Source organism: Pseudomonas sp. S3E17 (assembly GCF_024168685.1).
Taxonomy (GTDB): Bacteria; Pseudomonadota; Gammaproteobacteria; order Pseudomonadales; family Pseudomonadaceae; genus Aquipseudomonas; species Aquipseudomonas marginalis.
The window spans coordinates 4,148,537-4,168,716 of sequence record NZ_JALJWE010000001.1 but is presented as its reverse complement, the minus strand read 5'-3'; the positions used below and the strand labels follow the sequence as shown (position 1 = coordinate 4,168,716).

Sequence of the window (20,180 nt, the reverse complement as noted above, 5' to 3'; positions counted from 1 at the left end):
AAATAAAAGTTTTAAACTAACGAGAATTATTCGCGATTGTGTCAGAGGCGTGGGGCGGGTGCAATTGGCGTCCGTCGGGAGATGACATTAAAATGATGGCGCGTGCCTGCGCCGTTTCCATTGGCTCAAGCGCTCTTGCAGCGCCTGAGGCGTGTCGATCTGCTGCTGACGCGCGCGGCTGAACAGGATCAGCATCAGCTCCGCCGTGGCCAGGGCATCGGCGCTGGCGTGATGGCGTTCGCCCACGTGCAGGTTGAAGTGGTTGATCCAGTCGTCCAGGCCGGCCTCGCGGATATGCGCCTCGGGGCACAACAGCGGGGCGATGTCGGCTACATCGAGAAACGTATGGGCCAGACGGTAACCCAGGCTGTCCTTGAGGGCGCGGCCCAGCATGTGTTGATCGAATGGCGCGTGGAAGGCGAGCAGCGGGCTGTCGCCGACGAACTCCATGAAGTCCAGCAGGGCCTCGGCCGGGTCGCTGCCCGCCGCGATGGCGCTGGGGCCGAGGCCGTGGATCAGCACACTGGGGCTGAGTTTGGTGCCGGCGCGGTGCAGGGTGCGCTCGAACAGTTGGGAAAAATCCACCGCGCCGTCCTCGATTACCACCGCGCCGATGGACAGCACCTGGTCACGGTTGAGATTCAGGCCGCTGGTCTCCAGGTCCACCACTACCCAGCGTTGGCTGCGCAACGTGCTGTCGCCCAACACTACGGGCCTGGGGAGTTGTTCCAGGCGCCGTTGTTGCGCGGTATCGAGTCTGGGCTTGGCCGTGCGCAGCCAGTCAAACAAGCTCACAGCTGATACCGCAAGGTCAGGCTGCTTTGCAGGCGCTGGGCCTGGCGCAGGGATTCACGCAGGATGCGGCGGTCCAGGTGGTTGAGGCTGTCGGGGTCGACTCGGTTGGAGTACGGCTGGTTCTCGCGGGTCTGCAACTGATGCTGCTGCATGCGGGTTTGCTGGATAAAGTGATAGGCCTCTTCATAGGCGGCGCCGTCCAGGGGCTCGATCACTTCCTTGACCACCAGCTGGCGCAGGCGCTCCAGGGTGTTATTGGCGTGGATGCCGTTGGCCAGGGCCAGCAGGCGTGCGCCGTCGACAAAGGGGGTCAGGCCCTGCACCTTGAGGTCGAGGGTGGCCTTTTCCGCGCCTTTGCGGGTCAGCACAAAATCGCGGAAACGCCCTACGGGCGGGCGCTGGCGCAAGGCATTCTCGGCCAGCATGCGTTGGAACAGCCGGTTATCCCCGACCTGGTCGAGAATGCCCTGGCGCAGTTGCTCGCAGCCGCGTTCATCGCCCCACACCACGCGCAGGTCGAAATAGATACTCGAGCCCAGCAGGTTCTCCGGCGTCGCCTCGCGAATAAACGCCGCAAACCGTCGCGCCCATTCCGCCCGCGACAGGCACAACTCGGGGTTGCCGGCCATGATGTTGCCCTTGCACAGGCTGAACCCGCACAGCGCCAGGCTCTGGTTGATCTGCTGTGCCAGGGGCAGCAACCGCTCGCGAATCTCGGCGGCTTCCACCGCGTCCCTGGCTTCGAACAGGATGCCGTTGTCCTGGTCGGTGTACAGCGTCTGCTCGCGCCGGCCTTCGCTGCCGAAACACAGCCAACTGAACGGCACGCCCGGGTCGCCTTTTTCGGCCAGGGTCAACTCGATCACCCGGCACACGGTGTGATCGTTGAGCAGGGTAATGATGTGGGTGATCTGGGTAGACGACGCGCCATGGGCGAGCATGCGCTCCACCAGTTGGCCGATCTCGCCGCGCAGCGCTACCAGGTTCTCTACCCGTGGCGCATTGCGGATGGTGCGGGCCAGGTGCACCAGGTCGACCCGTTGCAGGGAAAACAGGTCGCGCTCGGACACCACGCCGCACAGGCGCTGGTCCTTGACCAGGCAGACGTGGGCGATATGCCGCTCGGTCATGGCGATGGCCGCGTCGAAGGCGCTGTGATCCGGCGTTAAAAAGAACGGCGCCTGGGTCATATGGCCTTCAATGCCCTGGCTGAAGTCGCCGGTGCCGTCGGCCACCACCTGGCGCAGGTCGCGCAGGGTGAAAATGCCCAGGGGCGCCTTGTGTTCATCGACGATCACAATGCTGCCCACCTGCTGCTCATGCATCAGCGTTACCGCTTCGCGCAACGGTGTCTGCGGGCTGCAGGTGACCGGATGGCGCATGGCCAATTCGCCCAGGCGGGTATTCAAGGAATATTGGGTGCCGAGGGTTTCCACGGCTTTTTGCTGCACTTGTTGGTTGACCTGGTCGAGCAGGCTGCTGACACCGCGCAGGGCGAAGTCGCGGAACGGGCTGGACAGCGCGAACAGCTTGATAAAGGCCGGCTTGTTCAGTTGCAGGCAGAAGGTGTCTTCAGCGGCCTTGTGTTCGGTGCGGGTGGCGCGCTCACCTAGCAGCGCCGCGAGGGGGAAACACTCACCGGTGGTGATTTCGAAGGTGGCTTGCGTGGCGTCCGGCCGTTCACCCACGACGCGGCCCTGCTTGACGATGTAGAAGTGTTCCACCGGCCCGCCCGACGGCTTGAGGATGCTCTCGCCGGGGCCGAAGAAGCGCAGTTGGCACTGTTCCACCAGAAACGCAAGGTGCGCGTTTTCCATCTGGTTGAACGGTGGGAAGCGTTGCAGGAACTGCAGGGTGCCGTGGATGTTCTGCAATACAGCAGTTTTTCCCGCCTGGGCGAAGGCATCAGCTTTACTCATAACCATGACCGCAATTTTTTTGTCGTTATCGTCCTCCATGGTCGACTCCTGAGCGGCGGGTGCCCATTGGACGTAAGTCTAGGTCGATGAAAACGCCGCAGAACTAGGGAAAAACCTTACACGACTATCGTCCAAACCCCGTAGAACACCCACTAGGCAAACTTTCCGACGAAGTGCACATTGAACGCCCTTCCGCAGATGTCTGACGAGTGTGCTGGAAGATTGTCGAAAACCGCTGAGAAACGTATGTCCGACCACGATATTTTAAGTGATGCCGAGCGCGAGGCGCTGAGCGCCGTGATGCTGGAGCCTGATCTACCGCCACAACGCGTATTGATTGTTGACGACGACAAGGACGCGCGTGAACTGCTGGCGGAGATCCTGGGCTTGGACGGTATTCGCTGCATGACGGCTGACAGTGGCGAGGCCGCGTGGGATTTATTGAAGTCCAGCAGTTCCATCGGTTTGTTGATCACCGATCTGCGCATGAAACCCAGCAATGGTCTGGAGTTGATCAAGCAAGTGCGCGAATCCACCCGCGCGGCGCTGCCGATCATCATCATGTCGGGGGATGCCGAAGCGCCGGATGTGATTGATGCGATGCATTTGAGCGTGGTGGATTTTCTGTTGAAGCCGATCGACAGCGTGAAGTTGGCGAAGCTGGTGAAGCGGGAGCTGGGGATGGCGCAGTAGTTTCCGTTTGTCGAAACTGTCAATTCTGACAGTAGAGCTCATGAAGCATTGGGTGTTTAGTGGTTCAGCTTGCATGGAGTATTGATCCATCTTCATAACCACTGAAAAGGAACTCATTATGAGTACTGAAAAAACACCTATCGACGATACGGAATTACAAAAAGCCCGAACCAATGCTCAAGAGGGTAGTGCCCATATTCTGGTTCTTGAGAATCAAGCTGCTCGCTTTTTTCAGGCTAAAGAAGTGATTGGAGCCCTATCGTGGACTGCAATATTAGGCGCTGATTCAGAACGCATCGACCTGCGGTATGGCCACGACGTACCGAATGGCCTTCACACCTTCGACGCGAAGGATCTTAGACCGTGGTACCGGGCACCGGATGGCGAACTGTATTATTCAGCGATAGAAGGGACGATTTGGCTCTCGGTCGAACGGCCTCAATTCGGTACGGCCTTTGAACACACTGGCGTACTGCTGAACGTACGCTATGGGAAGGGAGACGGGTCTTTTGTTGTGCTCAATGGCACTTTCAGAAACTCCTATACGTGACAGTCCTGCTGCTCGGAGCGCATTGAAAAAGCCCTGATCTTTCGACCAGGGCTTTTTAATTCCAGTTAATTACAAGCCATTCCTGGCCTTGAACTCCCTGCGCCGACGGTGCAACACCGGCTCGGTATAGCCATTCGGCTGTTTAGTCCCTTCAATCACCAACTCCACCGCTGCCTGGAACGCAATGTTGCTGTCGAAATCCGGCGCCAGCGGACGGTACAGCGCATCCCCGGCATTCTGACGATCCACCACCGGCGCCATGCGCTTGAGGCTTTCCATGACCTGGGTTTCGTTGACGATGCCGTGGCGCAGCCAGTTGGCAATGTGCTGGCTGGAGATACGCAGCGTCGCGCGGTCTTCCATCAGGCCGACGTCGTTGATGTCCGGCACTTTCGAGCAGCCCACACCCTGGTCGATCCAGCGGACCACATAGCCGAGGATGCCCTGAGCGTTGTTGTCCAGTTCGTTGCGGATTTCTTCCTCGGACCAGTCGGTGTTGCTGGCCAGGGGAATGGTGAGGATGTCGTCCACCGACGCGCGTTCGCGCTTGGCCAGTTCGGCCTGGCGCGCGAACACGTCGACCTTGTGGTAGTGCAGCGCGTGCAGTGCGGCGGCCGTCGGCGATGGCACCCAGGCGGTGTTGGCGCCGGCCAGTGGGTGGGCGATTTTTTGTTCGAGCATCGCCGCCATCAGGTCGGGCATCGCCCACATGCCTTTACCGATCTGCGCACGGCCTTGCAGGCCGGTGCTCAAACCGATATCGACGTTCCAGTTCTCGTAGGCGCCGATCCATTTTTCTGCCTTCATCGCCGCCTTGCGCACCATCGCGCCGGCTTCCATGGAAGTGTGGATCTCGTCGCCGGTGCGGTCGAGGAAGCCGGTGTTGATAAACACCACGCGCTCGCTGGCGGCCTTGATGCAGGCCTTGAGGTTGACCGTGGTGCGGCGCTCCTCGTCCATGATCCCGACCTTGAGGGTGTTGCGCGGCAGGTTCAGCACGTCTTCGATGCGGCCGAACAGCTCGTTGGTGAACGCGGCTTCTTCCGGGCCGTGCATCTTCGGTTTCACGATATAGACCGAACCGGTGCGGCTGTTCTTGCGCGTGTTGTTGCCGTTGAGGCTGTGGATCGCCGCCAGGCTGGTGAGCAGGCCGTCGAGGATGCCTTCCGGTACTTCGTTGCCGTCTTTGTCGAGGATCGCGTCGATGGTCATCAAGTGGCCAACGTTACGCACGAACAGCAGCGAACGGCCGTGCAGCGTCACGTCCTGGCCGTCGACGCCGGTGTAGACGCGGTCGGCGTTCATGGTGCGGGTGAAGGTCTTGCCGCCTTTGGCCACTTCTTCGGCGAGGTCGCCCTTCATCAGGCCGAGCCAGTTGCGGTAGATCACCACCTTGTCATCGGCATCGACGGCGGCGACGGAGTCTTCGCAGTCCATGATGGTGGTGAGTGCGGCTTCCATCAGCACGTCTTTGACACCGGCGGCATCGGTCTGGCCAACCGGGGTGCTGGCGTCGATCTGGATTTCGAAGTGCAGGCCGTTGTGTTTCAGCAGGATCGCGATCGGCTCGGCCGCAGGGCCCTGGAAACCAATCAACTGGGCGTCGTCACGCAGGCCGCTGTTGCTGCCGCCCTTGAGGCTGACGATCAGCTTGCCGTCGACGACCTTGTAGCCGGTGGAGTCGACATGGCTGCCGGCGCTCAGCGGCGCGGCTTCGTCGAGGAAGGCACGGGCGAAGGCGATCACCTTGTCGCCACGCACTTTGTTGTAGCCCTTGCCCCTTTCGGCGCCGTCGGCTTCGCTGATGGCGTCGGTGCCATACAGGGCGTCGTACAGCGAGCCCCAGCGCGCATTGGACGCGTTGAGGGCGAAGCGGGCGTTCATCACCGGCACCACCAGCTGCGGGCCGGCCATGCGGGCGATCTCGTCATCGACGTTTTGGGTCGAGGCCTGGAAGTCTGCGGCTTCTGGCAGCAGGTATCCGATGTCTTGCAGGAAGGCTTTGTAGGCCACCGGGTCATGTGCCTGGCCGGCGTGGGTCTGGTGCCAGGTATCGATCCGCGCCTGGAAATCGTCGCGTTTGGCGAGCAGGGCTTTGTTCTTCGGTGCCAGGTCGTGGATGACCTTGTCGGCACCGGCCCAGAACTGGTCGGCAGTGATGCCGGTACCGGGAATGGCTTCGTTGTTCACGAAGTCGAACAGGACTTTGGCGACCTGCAGGCCACCGACTTGAACGTGTTCAGTCATTGCTTGCCTCACTCTGCGGAGCTAATGCGCTGTTTCGGATTTTCATTATGTAGTGCACGGGAGGGCATACTACATGATGACTTGCGGTTGTGAAAATTAGACTAAATACGTCGTTTAGCGACCCACTTTGGTCGTACGGTCACAGCGGAGAACCGGATGTTCTCAAAAAACTATTGGATTGTTCCAGATAAATATAAAAATGGTACACGATTTGTTTTCGCGGGCCCCCGGGTCCACCTTGTAGATTGAATTCAGAGGGCTTCGCCATGGACCATCTTGTACTCACTATTATCGCCGCCGACAAACCCGGCCTGGTGGAACGCATCGCGCAGAATATCGCGGCCCACGGCGGCAACTGGTTGGAAAGCCGAATGGCGCATATGGCCGGGCAGTTTGCCGGGATCCTGCGGGTCAGCGTGCCTGCCGAGAGTCGTCAGGCCTTGGTGGGGGCTTTGGAGGATTTATCCACACACGGTATTCGCGTGCTGGTGGGCGAGGGCAGCAGTGGCCAGGCATCGGCGTCCAAGTCGATCGTGATGACGCTGCTGGGCAACGACCGCTCGGGCATCGTGCGCGAGATCACGGCGCTGTTGAGCAAGCAGGGCGTCAACCTGGAGCGCTTGAGCACCGATGTACGCCCGGCACCGATGAGCGGTGACCCGCTGTTCAGCGCCGAGGCGCTGTTGCAGGTGCCGTCGAGCTTGTCCTTGGAGGCGTTGCAGGAATCCCTGGAAACCCTGGCGGATGATCTGATGGTGGAACTGCACAGCGAGGAATAACCACCCCCAAGGTTATGCATGGAAATCTTGCATGGGCCTGTGGATAACCTGTAGAGACCCGGCGCCAGGCCACGTCTACCGGGCTTCTGCGCCAACTGAGCAAAAAACGAGCAGTTTCAAGGGCTTGTGCACAAATGGCGGGGACCAGGTTGTGGATAACCTTGGGGTTGATCTCTGCAAGCCTGGCCGGCTGGGGCTTGCAGAGGTTTGTACGTTATTTGATCAGCGTTTGCGCACGCTCAACCAGGCATCGACGCTGTAGACCACCAGCCCGGCCCAGATAAAGGCAAACGCGATCAGCGTGCTTGACGCCAGGTGCTCACCGAACAGCAGCACCGCTTCCAGCAACACCAGGGTCGGTGCCACATACTGCAAAAAGCCCAAGGCGGTGTAGGGCAAATGCCGTGCGGCGGCGTTGAAGCACACCAGCGGGATCAACGTCACCGGTCCGGCCGCCACCAGCCACCAGGCTTCGGATGTGCTCCAGAACGCCAGTTGCGCACTGTGGGCCGACGGGTTGAACAACAACCAGGCCACCGCAATCGGCACCAGCATCCAGGTCTCCACCACCAGCCCTGGCAGCGCCTTGACCGGCGCCTGCTTGCGGATCAGGCCGTAGAAACCGAAGGTCAGTGCCAGTACCAACGATACCCACGGCAAGCTGCCCACCTGCCAGACCTGTTGCGCCACACCCACTGCGGCCAGCCCCACGGCCACCCATTGCAGGCGACGCAGGCGCTCGCCGAGCAACAGCATGCCCAGCAGCACATTCACCAGTGGGTTGATGTAGTAGCCCAGGCTGGCTTCAAGCATGCGCCCGCTGTTCACCGACCACACATAGGTCAGCCAGTTACCGGCGATCAACGAACCGCTGAGTGCCAGGATTGCCAGGCGCCTGGGGTTGTCGCGCAGTTCGCGGAACCAGCCCGGGTGCTTCCACACCATCAGCAGCAAACCACCGAACAGCGCTGACCACAGCACCCGGTGCACGATGATTTCGGCGGCGGGCACACTGGCGATGGCTTTGAAGTAGAGCGGGAACAGACCCCAGATGACATAGGCGCTCAGGCCCAGGATGTACCCCTTGCGGGGGTTGGCGGCTTGCATGCGGAATCCTTGCTTAGGCAGCTAACAAAGGGCGATTGTAAGGATATTTGTCAACCAATGGGATTACCCTTCTGTAGGAGCGAGCTTGCTCGCGAAGATCGTTAACGATAACGCGGGCATCCTGACTGCACGCGGCGCCCTCAGGTTTTTCGCGAGCAAGCTCGCTCCTACAGGAGCGAGCGGCGATTTCAGAAGAGTTTGAGGGGTTCTTCGTTGAGCGCTGAGAGTTGCTCGCGCAGCGCCAGCACCTGGTCGCCCCAATACCGCTCGCTGCCGAACCACGGGAAGCTGTGGGGGAAAGCCGGATCATCCCAGCGCCGTGCCAGCCACGCGCTGTAGTGCATCAGGCGCAACGCGCGCAGCGGCTCGATCAGCGCCAGTTCACGCGGGTCGAAGTCGTGGAATTCCTGGTAGCCGTCCATCAGTTCCGACAGCTGGCCCAGGCATTCCTGGCGATCACCGGCGAGCATCATCCATAAGTCCTGCACCGCCGGGCCCATGCGGCAATCGTCGAGGTCGACGATGTGGAACATCTCATCACGGCACATCATGTTGCCGGGGTGGCAATCGCCGTGCATGCGGATGTTCTTGTGCGGCGTGGCTTTGTAGACCTCTTCCACGCGCTTGAGCAGGTCGCGGGCCACGGACTCGTAGGCTGGCAGCAGGCTCTTGGGAATGAAATTGCCTTCGAGCAACGTATTGAGCGAGTCGTGACCGAAGTTCTTCACACCCAAGGCTTCGCGGTGTTCGAACGGGCGGGTGGAACCCACGGCGTGCAAGCGGCCGAGCAGTTGCCCAAGGCGATAAAGCTGGTCAAGGTTGCCCGGCTCCGGTGCGCGGCCGCCACGGCGGGGGAACAGGGTGAAGCGGAAACCGGCGTGTTCGAACAGGCTTTCGCCGTTATGAATCATCGGCGCGACCACCGGCACGTCGCACTCGGCCAACTCGAAGGTGAAACGGTGCTCTTCGAGGATCGCTTCGTTGGTCCAGCGCTGGGGGCGGTAGAACTTGGCGATCAGCGGTTCGGAGTCTTCGATGCCCACCTGATACACGCGGTTTTCGTAGCTGTTGAGCGCCAGAACGCGGGCATCGCTGAGAAAACCGATGCTTTCGACAGCGTCGAGTACCAGGTCGGGGGTGAGGGTTTCAAACGGATGGGCCATGCGAACTCCTGCGCGCAGCAGGGCGCCGCGTCCGGCCGGGTATGGTAACGCTGTAGGAGCGAGCTTGCTCGCGAAAAACCTGAGCGCGCAGTGGGGTGTCAGGTTCCGCTGCGTTATCGTTGACGATCTTCGCGGGCAAGCCCGCTCCTACAGTGGGGCGGTCTATCAGGCACCGACTATCCCGCCATCATCCCGCCGAATCGCCATCACCGACGAACGCGGCTTGCCATTCGGCAGATGCTCCGGCCACGTCGATCCCCCGGTTTCACCCGGATGCTGAATCCCCACAAACAGGGTTTTCTGATCCGGCGAGAAGCTGATGCCCGTCACCTCACAGGCCACCGGCCCGACCATGAAACGACGGATTTCACCGGTGCTCGGGTCGGCGCAGAGCATCTGGTTATTGCCCATGCCCGCGAAGTCGCCGGCGTTGCTGTAGTCGCCATCGGTGAGGATCCACAGGCGCCCGGCCTTGTCGAACCCCAGGCCGTCGGGGCTGTTGAACATGTTCTGCGGGTTGATGTTGGACGAGCCGCCTTTTGGCGTGCCGGCATGCACGCCCGGGTTGCCGGCTACTACAAACAGGTCCCAGCTGAAGTCCGCGGCGCCATGGTCATCGACGTTGGCCTTCCAGCGCAGGATCTGGCCGTAGACGTTTTTCTCACGCGGGTTGGGTCCGCCCACCGGTTGGCCGTCTTCGCCGCGCTTGGCGTTGTTGGTCAGGGTGCAGTAGACCTGGCCGTCGGTGGGGCTGACCACGATCCATTCCGGGCGGTCCATGCGCGTGGCTTTGACCACACTGGCGGCCAGGCGCGCGTGGATCAGCACTTCGGCCTGGCTGGCGAAGCCAGTGCTGGCGTCGATGCCGTTTTTGCCATGGGTCAGCTCGACCCATTGCCCTTTGCCCTTCGGATGATCGGCGTTGCCATCGCCCGCATCGAAGATAGCCACGTACAAGGTGCCGTGGTCGAGCAGGTCCTTGTTGGCCTTGGGGCTCTTGTGGTTGATCTTGTCGCGGCTGACGAACTTGTAGATGAACTCGCCGCGCTCGTCGTCGCCCATGTACACCACGGCGCGGCCGTCACGGGTCTGCGCCAGGGCGGCGTTCTCGTGCTTGAAGCGGCCCAGGGCGGTGCGTTTGGCCGGGGTGGATTGCGGGTCGAACGGGTCGATTTCCACGACCCAGCCGTGGCGGTTGAGTTCATTGGGGTTCTTGGCCAGGTCGAAGCGCGGGTCGTGCAGGTGCCAGTTGATCTCTTTGCTGGCGGCCACCACGCCGTAGCGTTTCTGCCCGGCATCGAAGGTTTGTTGTGGGTTGCTGCTGCCGAAGCAGTCGGTGAAGTTCTCTTCACAGGTCAGGTAAGTGCCCCATGGGGTCTTGCCGTTGGCGCAGTTCTGGAAGGTGCCGAGGACTTTTTTGCCCGACTTGTCGGCGCTGGTTTTCAACCATTCGTGGCCGGCGGCGGGGCCGCTCAGGCGGATCGGCGAGTTGCCGTGGATGCGGCGGTTGTAGCGCGAGTCCTGGACAAACTGCCAGGTATCGCCCTTGCGCCGTACTTCGATCACCGACACGCCTTCGCTGGCCTGGGCCTTGTGCACGTCTTCGGCCGATTGCGGCGCGCCGCCGTGGGCGTAGAGGTAGCGGTAGTTGGTGTATTCGTTGTTGATCGCCATCAGCGCGCGGTTGTCGTCGCCGGGGAAGGCGAACAGGCTCATGCCGTCGTTGTTGTCGCCGAACTGTTGTTCCTGGGCCTTGGCGGTGCCGTTGCCGGACGGGTCGAAGGCCGGCGCGCTCTTGTGCAGCGGCTGGCCCCAACTGATCAGTACCGAAGCGCTGTAGCCCGGCGGCAGGGTGATGGTGTCGCTGGTGGCCGCGGCGATGCTGGTAAAGCCCAGCAGCGGGCTGGCGGAGGCGGCGTTGACGGCCAGGGCGCTGCGGCTCAGCAGGTTGCCGCCGAGGAACATCGCGGCACCGCACAGGGCGCCGGCACCGATGAAGCGGCGGCGGGTGAGGCCGACCATCTGTTCGAGGTCGGTGGCTTGGTTTTCTTCTAATAGGTTCATGTCAGGCTCCCTGCGGTTTTTGCAGACACCATAAGGAGCGGGCGTGACGAAATTGTTGCAGTTTGAAGAGCTACTCGGCTCAGACCGGCGTGCCGAGCAGCACATTGCTGGCGGCAAATTGCACTTGGAGCGTCCTGCCAGCGGCGGCGCCCAGGGCCTCGAGCGCGGCGGGCTGCGCCAAGGCGCATAAAACCTGGCCATTGGGCAGGGCGATGCGCACTTCGCTGGGGCCGTCCTCGGCGGCAAGAATCGCGTCGACGGTTCCGCTCATGCAATTGTGTCCAGGTGTTGCAGGTTTGTCGGGCGCCAGCAATTCCAGCCAGCCGGCCTTGATCAGCGCGACAACTTCCACGCCGACCTCCAGCTCCAGCCGTTGCGTACTGTCATGGGTGATTTGTGCCGCCAGGGTCAGCCCACCGGCGAGCTGCAAGTGAATCAAGTCGTTGCGGCCATGCTGTTCAATCGCAATGACCTGACCATGCAACTGGTTACGGGCGCTGGTGCGCAGCATCAAGCGGCCGAGCAGGTTGAAGTCACTGGCGGCTTCGTCCGAACCGAGCACTTCGGCCTGCAACACTTGCAGGCGCTGGTAGAGGCGCAACACCCGTTCACCCTCGGCCGTGAGTTTGGCACCGCCGCCGCCCTTGCCGCCGACACTGCGTTCGACCAAGGGTTTTTGCGCCAGGTTGTTCAGTTCGTCGATGGCGTCCCAGGCGGCCTTGTAGCTCAAGCCCGCACTTTTGGCGGCGCGGGTGATGGAGCCCTGCTCGGCGATATGCCCCAGCAGGGCGATACGCTGGGGGCGGCGGACAATATGTTGGCTGAGCAGAGTCGGTAGGGACATGGGCATTCGCTGTGGTGGGATGAGCGGACGTTGCAGCCGCGAGGCATGAGAGTCAAGTGCCAGGCTTTGGCGTGCGGGCCAGGCAGTACACGTCTACCTGTCGCGCTCCGGCGTTGATCAACAACCGCGCCAGGCTGTGGGCGGTGGCGCCGGTGGTGAGCACGTCGTCCACCAGCGCCAGATGGCGGCCGCGCACCTCGGCACCGGGGGCCAGGGCGAAGGCGTTGAGCAGGTTGCGTTTGCGCGTCTTGGCGTCGAGGGCTTGCTGCGCGACGGTTTCATAAGGGCGTTGCAATAGGTGTTCATCGTGGGGAAGGTCGAGGTCGGCGCTGAGCCAGCGCGCCAGCATCAGCGCCTGGTTATAGCCCCGTTCACGCAGGCGCCTGCGGGCCATGGGCACCGGCAGCAGCATGTCCGGGCGGGTGAGTGAGTGGTTGTCGAAGCGATGTTGCAAGTAGTGCCCCAGCAAACGCCCCAGCATATGCCCGAGGGGCCAGCGTGCCTGGTGCTTGAAGCGACTGATCAGGGTGTCCACCGGAAAGCTGTAGGTCCAGGGGGCGATCACGTGTTTAAAGGCGGGCGGTTGTCTCAGGCACTGGCCGCAGACCAGGCCGTCCATCGCCAAAGGCAAGGCGCAGATTTCGCAATGTTCCATCAGCCAGGGCAGCTCGGTTTCGCAGACGTTGCACACACAGTCGGCGGTTTCAGTCGTCTCGTCGCAGATTAAACATTTCTGTATGTTTTTTGACCAGATGTAAACTTCGTGTTTGTTGCTTGGTTGACAGTGCATGAATCTTCCTTAAATATGCCGAGCATCCGTGTCGTGCCTGTGGGTATTGCCCTTCCCGCAGCGCTTGCCAAAGCATAATCAAGGAATCGCCCATGAGCGCCAGCACCACCGCCACCTTGCGTCACGATTGGTCTTTAGCCGAAGTCAAAGCGTTGTTCGTGCAGCCGTTCAATGACCTGTTGTTCCAGGCGCAGACCGTGCACCGCGCGCATTTCGATGCCAACCGTGTACAGGTGTCGACACTGCTGTCGATCAAGACCGGTGCCTGCCCGGAAGATTGCAAATATTGTCCGCAGTCGGGCCACTACAACACGGGCCTGGAAAAAGAAAAGCTGATGGAGGTGCAGAAGGTCCTCGAAGAGGCCGCCCGCGCCAAGGCCATCGGTTCGACCCGTTTCTGCATGGGCGCCGCCTGGAAACACCCGTCGGCCAAAGACATGCCCTATGTGCTGCAGATGGTCAAAGGCGTGAAGGCCATGGGCCTGGAAACCTGCATGACCCTCGGCCGTCTCGACCAGGACCAGACCGAAGCCCTGGCCCAGGCCGGCCTGGATTACTACAACCACAACCTGGATACGTCGCCGGAGTTCTACGGCAGTATCATCACCACCCGTACCTACAGCGAGCGCCTGCAAACCCTGGCCTATGTGCGTGAGTCGGGGATGAAGATCTGCTCCGGCGGCATCCTCGGCATGGGCGAGACCCTCGACGACCGCGCCAACCTGCTGATCCAGTTGGCCAACCTGCCGGAGCATCCGGAGTCGGTGCCGATCAACATGCTGGTGAAAGTCGCCGGCACACCGTTGGAAAATGCCGAGGACATCGACCCGTTCGATTTCATCCGCATGCTGGCCGTGGCGCGCATCCTGATGCCGCAATCCCATGTGCGCCTGTCGGCGGGGCGCGAAGCCATGAACGAGCAGATGCAGGCCCTGGCGTTCTTTGCCGGTGCCAACTCGATCTTCTACGGCGACAAACTGCTGACCACCGCCAACCCTCAGGCCGACAAGGACATGCAACTGTTCTCGCGCCTGGGCATCCTGCCGGAAGCCCGTGAAGAGCATGCGGATGAAGTGCACCAGGCGGCCATCGAACAGGCGTTGGTGGAGCAGAAGAGCAGCGAGCAGTTCTATAACGCCGTTGTTTGATCCCCACCTGTTTTGACCGAAGTTGCACCTGCCACCCCGAGGCCTGCATGTCTTTTGATCTCTCCGCGCGCCTCGCCGCCCGCCGTGCCGAACACCTTTACCGTCAACGCCCGCTGCTCCAGAGCCCCCAAGGCCCGGAGGTGGTGGTTGACGGTCAACCCCTCCTGGCATTCTGCAATAACGATTACCTGGGCCTGGCCAATCACCCGCAAGTGATCGAGGCCTGGCGCGCCGGGGCGTCCCGTTGGGGCGTGGGCGGCGGTGCCTCGCACTTGGTGGTGGGTCACGCCACGCCGCACCATGAACTGGAGGAGGCGCTGGCCGATTTTACCGGCCGCCCGCGAGCGTTGCTGTTTACCACCGGCTACATGGCCAACCTCGGTGCGGTCACAGCGTTGGTGGGGCAGGGCGATACGGTGCTGGAAGACCGTCTCAACCATGCCTCGCTGCTGGATGCCGGCTTGCTGTCCGGTGCGCGCTTCAATCGCTACCTGCACAACGACGCGATCAGCCTGGCCAAGCGCCTGGAGAAAGCCACCGGTAATACGCTGGTGGTCACCGATGGTGTGTTCAGCATGGACGGCGACCTGGCCGACCTGCCGGCATTGGCCCGTGCAGCCAGGGCCAAAGGCGCCTGGTTGATGGTGGATGATGCCCATGGCTTTGGTCCGCTCGGTGCTAACGGCGGCGGGATCGTCGAGCATTTCGGCTTGAGCCAGGACGACGTGCCGGTATTGGTCGGCACCCTGGGCAAAGCGTTCGGCACGGCGGGCGCGTTTGTCACGGGCAGTGAGGACCTGATCGAAAGCCTGATCCAGTTTGCCCGGCCGTATATCTACACCACCAGCCAACCGCCGGCGCTGGCCTGCGCCACCCTGAAAAGCCTGGAGCTGCTACGCACCGAACATTGGCGGCGTGAGCACCTCGACCGGCTGATTCGTCAGTTTCGCCAGGGCGCTGAACAACTTGGCCTGGACTTGATGGACAGCTTTACACCGATCCAGCCGATCCTGATTGGCGACAGTGCCAAGGCCGTGCGCCTGTCGCGGATGCTGCGTGAGCGCGGCCTGATGGTCACGGCGATCCGCCCGCCCACCGTACCTGCCGGCAGCGCGCGTTTGCGCGTGACCTTGACCGCAGCCCACAGCGAAGCGCAGGTGCAGCTATTGTTAAACGCATTGGAAGAGTGTTTCCGCTTGCTTGGCGCCACGGAGCCCGACCATGCGTGATCGACTGATCCTGCTGCCCGGCTGGGGGCTCGGCGTATCGCCGCTGGAGCCTTTGGCCGCCGCCTTGCGTGGCCTGGACGCACACCTGCAGGTGCAGGTCGAGCCATTGCCGGCGCTTGCTTCCAGCGACCTCGATGAATGGCTCGACGAACTCGACGCTACCCTGCCCGACAACGCCTGGCTGGGCGGTTGGTCCCTGGGCGGCATGCTCGCTGCCGAACTGGCGGCGCGGCGCGGCGAGCGTTGCTGCGGCTTGCTGACCCTGGCGAGCAACCCGTGTTTCGTTGCCCACGACGGCTGGCCCCATGGGATGCCCGCCGAGACCTTCGATGCGTTCCTGGCCGGCTGCCATGCCGACTCCCAAGTCACTCTCAAGCGTTTCGGCCTGTTGTGCGCCAAGGGCGCCGAAGACCCGCGCGGGCTGTCGCGCCTGCTGGTCAGTGGCGCGCCGCATTCAGCGTCCAGCGTGTTGATGCCCGGCCTGGAACTGCTGGCCCAACTGGATACCCGCGAAGCCTTGCTGACTTATCGCGGCCCACAGTTGCACCTGTTCGCCGGCATGGACGGATTGGTGCCCGCCGAAGCCGCCAGCGACCTGCTGAGGCTGCTGCCGGATGTGGAAATCGGCCTGATTGAACAGGCTGGTCACGCTTTTCTTCTGGAAGACCCCCACGGTGTGGCGGGGGCCATCCAGGCTTTTTTGCATGAGTGCGTCGATGACTGATTTATCCCATCCCTCCCTGCCGGGCGCCTTGCCGGACAAACGCCAGGTGGCGGCGTCGTTTTCCCGTGCGGCGGCCAGTTACGACAGCGTCGCCGAGTTGCAGCGAGCGGTGGGGCATGGGCTGCTGGCCCGCCTGCCATCAGCGTGTGCGCCACGGCGCTGGCTGGATATGGGCTGCGGTACCGGTTATTTCAGCCGCGTGTTGGGCGAGTTGTTGCCCGCCAGCCAAGGTGTGGCGTTGGATATTGCCGAGGGGATGCTCGATCACGCCCGGCCTTTGGGCGGTGCTGAGTATTTCATCGCGGGTGATGCCGAGCGTCTGCCTTTGAAGGATGGCAACTGCGGGCTGATCTTTTCCAGCCTGGCGGTGCAGTGGTGTGCGAACTTCGAGGCGGTGCTCAGCGAGGCCTATCGCGTGCTGCAACCGGGTGGCGTGCTGGCGTTCGCCAGTTTGTGCGTCGGGACGCTGGATGAGTTGCGCGAAAGTTGGCGGGCGGCGGATGGCCTGGTGCACGTCAATCGCTTCCGCACTTTCGAGGCGTACCAGCAGTTGTGCGCGGCCAGTGGTTTGCGCGTGGTCAGCCTGGACCGACGTCCCCATGTGCTGCATTACCCGGATGTGCGCAGCCTGACCCATGAGCTCAAGGCGCTGGGGGCGCATAATCTCAATCCGGGCCGCCCGGGAGGGTTGACGGGCCGTGCGCGGATTGTTGCACTGGTAGACGCCTACGAGCAGTTCCGTCAGGCCGAGGGACTGCCGGCCACGTATCAAGTGGTGTACGCCGTCCTGGAGAAGCCCCTATGAGCGCCGCTTATTTCATCACTGGCACCGATACGGATGTCGGCAAGACCACTATCGCCGCCGGCCTGCTGCACGCCGCTCGGCTAGCCGGCAAAAGTACTGCGGCGGGAAAACCCGTGGCTTCCGGCTGCCAGGTCACGGCCAAGGGCTTGCGCAACGCCGATGCCCTGGCACTGCTGGCCGAGTGTTCATTGCCGTTGAGTTATGCCGAGGTCAACCCGGTGGCATTCGAACCCGCCATCGCGCCCCATCTGGCCGCGCGGGAGGCCGGCGTCGCGCTGACGGTGCAGTCGTTGTTGAAACCCATGCAGCAGATTCTGGCGCGTCAGGCGGATTTCACCCTCATCGAAGGCGCAGGCGGTTGGCGGGTGCCGTTGGCTGACCAGGACAACCTGTCGGACCTGGCCATGGCGCTGCAACTGCCGGTGATCCTGGTGGTGGGCGTGCGCCTGGGTTGCATCAGCCATGCCTTGCTCACCGCCGAAGCCATCGCCCGGGACGGTTTGCCCTTGGCCGGTTGGGTGGCGAATATCATCGACCCCAAGACCTCTCGTCTGGAAGAAAACCTCGCGACCCTGGCCGAGCGTTTGCCCGCACCATGCCTGGGCCGAGTGCCCAAGCTCAAGCACGCCGGCGCCGAGGCGGTAGCTGAGTACCTGCAACTGGACCTGCTTGACTGATTCTGGCTATCGGCACGGCATTATGCCATTAGTGTTTTTAACGGGCTTTTTGCCAGTATGTCTGCTTCAATTCAACTTCACGATTCTCTAAAGGCAGGTTCAAGCCATGGAAATCTCTGGCAGCAGCGCGTTTTACTCGGGGCTGAGCACCATTCAGGCCGGGCAGAGCCGTGTCGACCAGGCCGCCGGCAGGATTGCCAGCGCCGCGACCACCCAGCCGTCGGACGCACAGAGCGACCGGTTGCAAGCCAATGACCGCGCCCAGCCGACGAATTCGGCGAGCAATATGGTTGAAATGGCCCAAGGCAAGTTTCAAGTGGAGTTGGGCGCCAAGGTCGCCAAGGCTTCAGACGAAATGCTCGGTACCCTGATCGACACCTTCGCTTAACCCCCTCCTTGCTCACGACCGGCTTCTTCCTGAGGCTGGTCGTGCTTGCGCAATTCTCCATTGTCTTCTGAACCCCTTGTGGCATCCCGCCGCAGGCCTCGCCATGCCTGCCATTGACCCGCGTCATGACAAACGGTGTCTGGACGACGCTTGACATCCCCAGGTCGTAAACGTATGTTTCAAACACCTGTTTGACCGCCATAACAAATCCACGCGGTTGTTCATTCCAGATACATCAGCAGAGGTTTATCGCTATGCCTGACTACAAGGCCCCCTTGCGTGATATTCGCTTCGTTCGTGACGAACTGCTCGGCTATGAAGCGCACTATCAGAGCCTGCCGGCTTGCCAGGACGCTACCCCGGACATGGTTGACGCCATTCTCGAAGAAGGCGCCAAGTTTTGTGAGCAAGTGCTGGCACCGTTGAACCGCGTGGGTGACATCGAAGGGTGCACCTGGAGTGAGTCTGGCGTAAAAACCCCTGCTGGTTTCAAAGAAGCCTACAAGCAATTCGTCGAAGGCGGCTGGCCAAGCCTGGCCCACGACGTGGAGCACGGTGGCCAAGGCCTGCCGGAATCCCTGGGCCTGGCCGTGAGCGAAATGGTCGGCGAAGCCAACTGGTCGTGGGGCATGTACCCGGGCCTGTCCCATGGCGCGATGAACACCATTTCCGAGCATGGCACCCCCGAGCAGCAAGAGGCTTACCTGACCAAGCTGGTATCGGGCGAGTGGACCGGCACCATGTGCCTGACCGAACCACACTGTGGTACCGACCTGGGCATGCTGCGCACCAAGGCCGAGCCTCAGGCTGACGGTTCCTACAAAGTCTCCGGTACCAAGATCTTCATCTCGGCCGGTGAGCACGACATGGCCGACAACATCGTCCACATCGTGCTGGCCCGCCTGCCGGACGCACCGGCCGGTACCAAAGGCATCTCGCTGTTCATCGTGCCCAAGTTCCTGCCCAACGCCGACGGCTCGATCGGTGCGCGCAACGCCGTGAGCTGTGGTTCCCTGGAACACAAGATGGGTATCCACGGTAACGCCACTTGTGTGATGAACTTCGACGCGGCCACCGGTTTCCTGATCGGCCCGGCGAACAAAGGCCTGAACTGCATGTTCACCTTTATGAACACCGCTCGCCTGGGCACCGCGCTGCAAGGCCTGGCCCACGCCGAGATCGGCTTCCAGGGCGGCCTGAAATACGCCCGCGATCGCCTGCAGATGCGTTCCCTGACTGGCCCGAAAGCGCCGGAAAAGGCCGCCGACCCGATCATCGTGCACCCCGACGTGCGCCGCATGCTGCTGACCATGAAAGCCTTCGCCGAAGGTAACCGTGCGATGGTGTACTTCACCGCCAAGCAAGTGGACATCGTCAAGTACGGCACCGACGACGAGGCCAAGAAACAGGCCGACGGCCTGCTGGCATTCATGACCCCGATTGCCAAGGCGTTCATGACCGAAGTCGGTTTTGAATCCGCCAACCACGGCGTGCAGATCTATGGCGGCCACGGCTTTATCGCCGAGTGGGGCATGGAGCAGAACGTTCGCGACAGCCGTATCTCCATGCTGTACGAAGGCACCACCGGCATCCAGGCACTGGACCTGCTCGGCCGCAAAGTGCTGATGACCCAGGGCGAAGCGCTCAAGGGCTTCACCAAGATCGTGCACAAGTTCTGCCAGGCCAACGAAGGCAACGACGCGGTCAAGGAATTTGTGGCACCGCTGGCTGCGCTGAACAAAGAGTGGGGCGAGTTGACCATGAAGGTCGGCATGGCCGCGATGAAAGACCGCGAAGAAGTGGGTGCCGCTTCGGTGGATTACCTGATGTACTCCGGTTACGCCTGCCTGGCTTACTTCTGGGCCGACATGGCGCGCCTGGCTGCCGAAAAACTCGCCGCCGGTACCAGCGAAGAAGCGTTCTACACCGCCAAGCTGCAAACCGCGCGCTTCTACTTCCAGCGCATCTTGCCGCGGACCCGTACCCACGTGGCCACCATGCTGTCGGGCGCCAGTAACCTGATGGACATGAAAGAAGAAGACTTCGGCCTGGCTTACTAAGCCTTACCGGGTTCATCTGAAACCGTCGCTTCCCTTGGGAGCGGCGGTTTTTTCATTGGGGGATAAAAAACACAGTGCAGCGCTCAGGGATTTTCTCCGGCTGCCGTTACAGTGATGGCAATGTGATACATGACGGGCAAGGTGTGCTTAACTGTTCGCATCAAGGCACAGTGCCACTACTTTTTGCGGGTCGGAGTT

18 protein-coding genes and 1 pseudogene are annotated in these 20,180 nt (G+C 61.8%); 11 read left to right on the top strand and 8 right to left on the bottom strand.

What is annotated here, in order from left to right:
• Positions 1-87: 87 nt before the first annotated feature.
• Together J3D60_RS18780 and J3D60_RS18775 are read right to left on the bottom strand one after the other, a co-directional pair.
• On the bottom strand, positions 88-795 hold the full coding sequence (locus tag J3D60_RS18780) for a 3'-5' exonuclease (protein ID WP_253492346.1): 708 nt from the start codon (positions 793-795) through the stop codon (positions 88-90).
• Positions 792-2,714 carry a putative nucleotidyltransferase substrate binding domain-containing protein gene (locus tag J3D60_RS18775; protein ID WP_253492344.1) on the bottom strand — a complete coding sequence of 641 codons (1,923 nt, stop codon included), beginning with the start codon at positions 2,712-2,714 and terminating at the stop codon, positions 792-794. Before J3D60_RS18775 ends, J3D60_RS18780 begins: the two co-directional genes overlap by 4 nt.
• 246 nt (positions 2,715-2,960) lie before the next feature.
• Here J3D60_RS18775 and J3D60_RS18770 point away from each other — a divergent pair, with 246 nt between their 5' ends.
• Together J3D60_RS18770 and J3D60_RS18765 are read left to right on the top strand one after the other, a co-directional pair.
• Positions 2,961-3,407: a response regulator gene (locus tag J3D60_RS18770; protein WP_027605960.1), complete on the top strand. Its 447-nt coding sequence runs from the start codon at positions 2,961-2,963 to the stop codon at positions 3,405-3,407.
• A gap of 118 nt (positions 3,408-3,525) precedes the next feature.
• Positions 3,526-3,957, top strand: coding sequence for a hypothetical protein (locus J3D60_RS18765; protein ID WP_253492342.1), 432 nt, complete (start codon positions 3,526-3,528; stop codon positions 3,955-3,957).
• A 69-nt stretch (positions 3,958-4,026) separates the two neighbouring features.
• On the opposite strand, the gene J3D60_RS18760 is transcribed toward J3D60_RS18765, so the two are convergent.
• Entirely contained in the window at positions 4,027-6,204 is a 2,178-nt protein-coding gene (locus tag J3D60_RS18760) for a malate synthase G (protein WP_253492340.1), read from the bottom strand.
• Positions 6,205-6,470: 266 nt separating this feature from the next.
• On the opposite strand from J3D60_RS18760, the gene J3D60_RS18755 reads away from it, so the two are divergent.
• Positions 6,471-6,983, top strand: coding sequence for a glycine cleavage system protein R (locus J3D60_RS18755; RefSeq protein ID WP_027605957.1), 513 nt, complete (start codon positions 6,471-6,473; stop codon positions 6,981-6,983).
• Positions 6,984-7,205: 222 nt separating this feature from the next.
• Here J3D60_RS18755 and rarD read toward each other — a convergent pair whose 3' ends face one another.
• Complete coding sequence (gene rarD / locus J3D60_RS18750; RefSeq protein WP_027605956.1) at positions 7,206-8,090, bottom strand: EamA family transporter RarD; 885 nt, start codon at positions 8,088-8,090, stop codon at positions 7,206-7,208.
• A gap of 85 nt (positions 8,091-8,175) precedes the next feature.
• Between rarD and J3D60_RS18745 the strand changes: the two are divergent.
• Positions 8,176-8,262 (top strand): annotated as a pseudogene (locus J3D60_RS18745) (outer membrane lipoprotein carrier protein LolA); the annotation flags it as partial.
• Between the two features lie 16 nt (positions 8,263-8,278).
• Here J3D60_RS18745 and J3D60_RS18740 read toward each other — a convergent pair.
• The 4 genes from J3D60_RS18740 to J3D60_RS18725 all read right to left on the bottom strand — a co-directional run bounded on the left by J3D60_RS18740 (position 8,279) and on the right by J3D60_RS18725 (position 12,951).
• Positions 8,279-9,253 (bottom strand): serine/threonine protein kinase, encoded by a 975-nt coding sequence (locus J3D60_RS18740; protein ID WP_015886213.1) that lies wholly within the window; start codon positions 9,251-9,253, stop codon positions 8,279-8,281.
• Positions 9,254-9,418: 165 nt separating this feature from the next.
• The gene (locus J3D60_RS18735; protein WP_253492338.1) at positions 9,419-11,317 is read right to left on the bottom strand and encodes a PhoX family phosphatase; all 1,899 of its coding nucleotides are present in this window, start codon (positions 11,315-11,317) and stop codon (positions 9,419-9,421) included.
• A gap of 79 nt (positions 11,318-11,396) precedes the next feature.
• The gene (locus J3D60_RS18730; protein ID WP_027605953.1) at positions 11,397-12,161 is read right to left on the bottom strand and encodes a TOBE domain-containing protein; all 765 of its coding nucleotides are present in this window, start codon (positions 12,159-12,161) and stop codon (positions 11,397-11,399) included.
• Positions 12,162-12,213: 52 nt separating this feature from the next.
• Entirely contained in the window at positions 12,214-12,951 is a 738-nt protein-coding gene (locus J3D60_RS18725) for a ComF family protein (protein ID WP_065938212.1), read from the bottom strand.
• A 92-nt stretch (positions 12,952-13,043) separates the two neighbouring features.
• Here J3D60_RS18725 and bioB point away from each other — a divergent pair, with 92 nt between their 5' ends.
• The 7 genes from bioB (at position 13,044) to J3D60_RS18690 (ending at position 19,982) form a co-directional block, all read left to right on the top strand.
• The gene (gene bioB, locus J3D60_RS18720) at positions 13,044-14,099 is read left to right on the top strand and encodes a biotin synthase BioB (RefSeq protein ID WP_253492337.1); all 1,056 of its coding nucleotides are present in this window, start codon (positions 13,044-13,046) and stop codon (positions 14,097-14,099) included.
• A 47-nt stretch (positions 14,100-14,146) separates the two neighbouring features.
• On the top strand, positions 14,147-15,328 hold the full coding sequence (gene bioF, locus J3D60_RS18715) for an 8-amino-7-oxononanoate synthase (RefSeq protein ID WP_253492335.1): 1,182 nt from the start codon (positions 14,147-14,149) through the stop codon (positions 15,326-15,328).
• Positions 15,321-16,052 carry an alpha/beta fold hydrolase gene (locus tag J3D60_RS18710; RefSeq protein WP_253492333.1) on the top strand — a complete coding sequence of 244 codons (732 nt, stop codon included), beginning with the start codon at positions 15,321-15,323 and terminating at the stop codon, positions 16,050-16,052. The genes bioF and J3D60_RS18710 overlap by 8 nt, the downstream gene beginning before the upstream one ends.
• Positions 16,045-16,857: a malonyl-ACP O-methyltransferase BioC gene (bioC, locus tag J3D60_RS18705; protein ID WP_253492330.1), complete on the top strand. Its 813-nt coding sequence runs from the start codon at positions 16,045-16,047 to the stop codon at positions 16,855-16,857. Before J3D60_RS18710 ends, bioC begins: the two co-directional genes overlap by 8 nt.
• On the top strand, positions 16,854-17,534 hold the full coding sequence (bioD, locus tag J3D60_RS18700) for a dethiobiotin synthase (protein ID WP_065925413.1): 681 nt from the start codon (positions 16,854-16,856) through the stop codon (positions 17,532-17,534). Before bioC ends, bioD begins: the two co-directional genes overlap by 4 nt.
• Before the next feature lie 106 nt (positions 17,535-17,640).
• Positions 17,641-17,922, top strand: coding sequence for a pyrroloquinoline quinone biosynthesis protein PqqE (locus J3D60_RS18695; RefSeq protein WP_065938217.1), 282 nt, complete (start codon positions 17,641-17,643; stop codon positions 17,920-17,922).
• 254 nt (positions 17,923-18,176) lie between these two features.
• Positions 18,177-19,982, top strand: a complete 1,806-nt coding sequence (locus tag J3D60_RS18690; RefSeq protein WP_027605944.1) for a phenylacyl-CoA dehydrogenase — start codon at positions 18,177-18,179, stop codon at positions 19,980-19,982.
• The last annotated feature ends 198 nt before the right edge of the window (positions 19,983-20,180 follow it).

What these genes read in the sequence shown, in the direction of transcription:
- J3D60_RS18775 (WP_253492344.1), bottom strand. Translation starts at nt 2,714, where the DNA reads ATGAGTAAAGCTGATGCCTTCGCCCAGGCGGGAAAAACTGCTGTATTG.
- J3D60_RS18770 (WP_027605960.1), top strand. Translation starts at nt 2,961, where the DNA reads ATGTCCGACCACGATATTTTAAGTGATGCCGAGCGCGAGGCGCTGAGC.
- J3D60_RS18765 (WP_253492342.1), top strand. Translation starts at nt 3,526, where the DNA reads ATGAGTACTGAAAAAACACCTATCGACGATACGGAATTACAAAAAGCC.
- J3D60_RS18760 (WP_253492340.1), bottom strand. Translation starts at nt 6,204, where the DNA reads ATGACTGAACACGTTCAAGTCGGTGGCCTGCAGGTCGCCAAAGTCCTG.
- J3D60_RS18755 (WP_027605957.1), top strand. Translation starts at nt 6,471, where the DNA reads ATGGACCATCTTGTACTCACTATTATCGCCGCCGACAAACCCGGCCTG.
- rarD (WP_027605956.1), bottom strand. Translation starts at nt 8,090, where the DNA reads ATGCAAGCCGCCAACCCCCGCAAGGGGTACATCCTGGGCCTGAGCGCC.
- J3D60_RS18740 (WP_015886213.1), bottom strand. Translation starts at nt 9,253, where the DNA reads ATGGCCCATCCGTTTGAAACCCTCACCCCCGACCTGGTACTCGACGCT.
- J3D60_RS18735 (WP_253492338.1), bottom strand. Translation starts at nt 11,317, where the DNA reads ATGAACCTATTAGAAGAAAACCAAGCCACCGACCTCGAACAGATGGTC.
- J3D60_RS18730 (WP_027605953.1), bottom strand. Translation starts at nt 12,161, where the DNA reads ATGTCCCTACCGACTCTGCTCAGCCAACATATTGTCCGCCGCCCCCAG.
- J3D60_RS18725 (WP_065938212.1), bottom strand. Translation starts at nt 12,951, where the DNA reads ATGCACTGTCAACCAAGCAACAAACACGAAGTTTACATCTGGTCAAAA.
- bioB (WP_253492337.1), top strand. Translation starts at nt 13,044, where the DNA reads ATGAGCGCCAGCACCACCGCCACCTTGCGTCACGATTGGTCTTTAGCC.
- bioF (WP_253492335.1), top strand. Translation starts at nt 14,147, where the DNA reads ATGTCTTTTGATCTCTCCGCGCGCCTCGCCGCCCGCCGTGCCGAACAC.
- J3D60_RS18710 (WP_253492333.1), top strand. Translation starts at nt 15,321, where the DNA reads ATGCGTGATCGACTGATCCTGCTGCCCGGCTGGGGGCTCGGCGTATCG.
- bioC (WP_253492330.1), top strand. Translation starts at nt 16,045, where the DNA reads ATGACTGATTTATCCCATCCCTCCCTGCCGGGCGCCTTGCCGGACAAA.
- bioD (WP_065925413.1), top strand. Translation starts at nt 16,854, where the DNA reads ATGAGCGCCGCTTATTTCATCACTGGCACCGATACGGATGTCGGCAAG.
- J3D60_RS18695 (WP_065938217.1), top strand. Translation starts at nt 17,641, where the DNA reads ATGGAAATCTCTGGCAGCAGCGCGTTTTACTCGGGGCTGAGCACCATT.
- J3D60_RS18690 (WP_027605944.1), top strand. Translation starts at nt 18,177, where the DNA reads ATGCCTGACTACAAGGCCCCCTTGCGTGATATTCGCTTCGTTCGTGAC.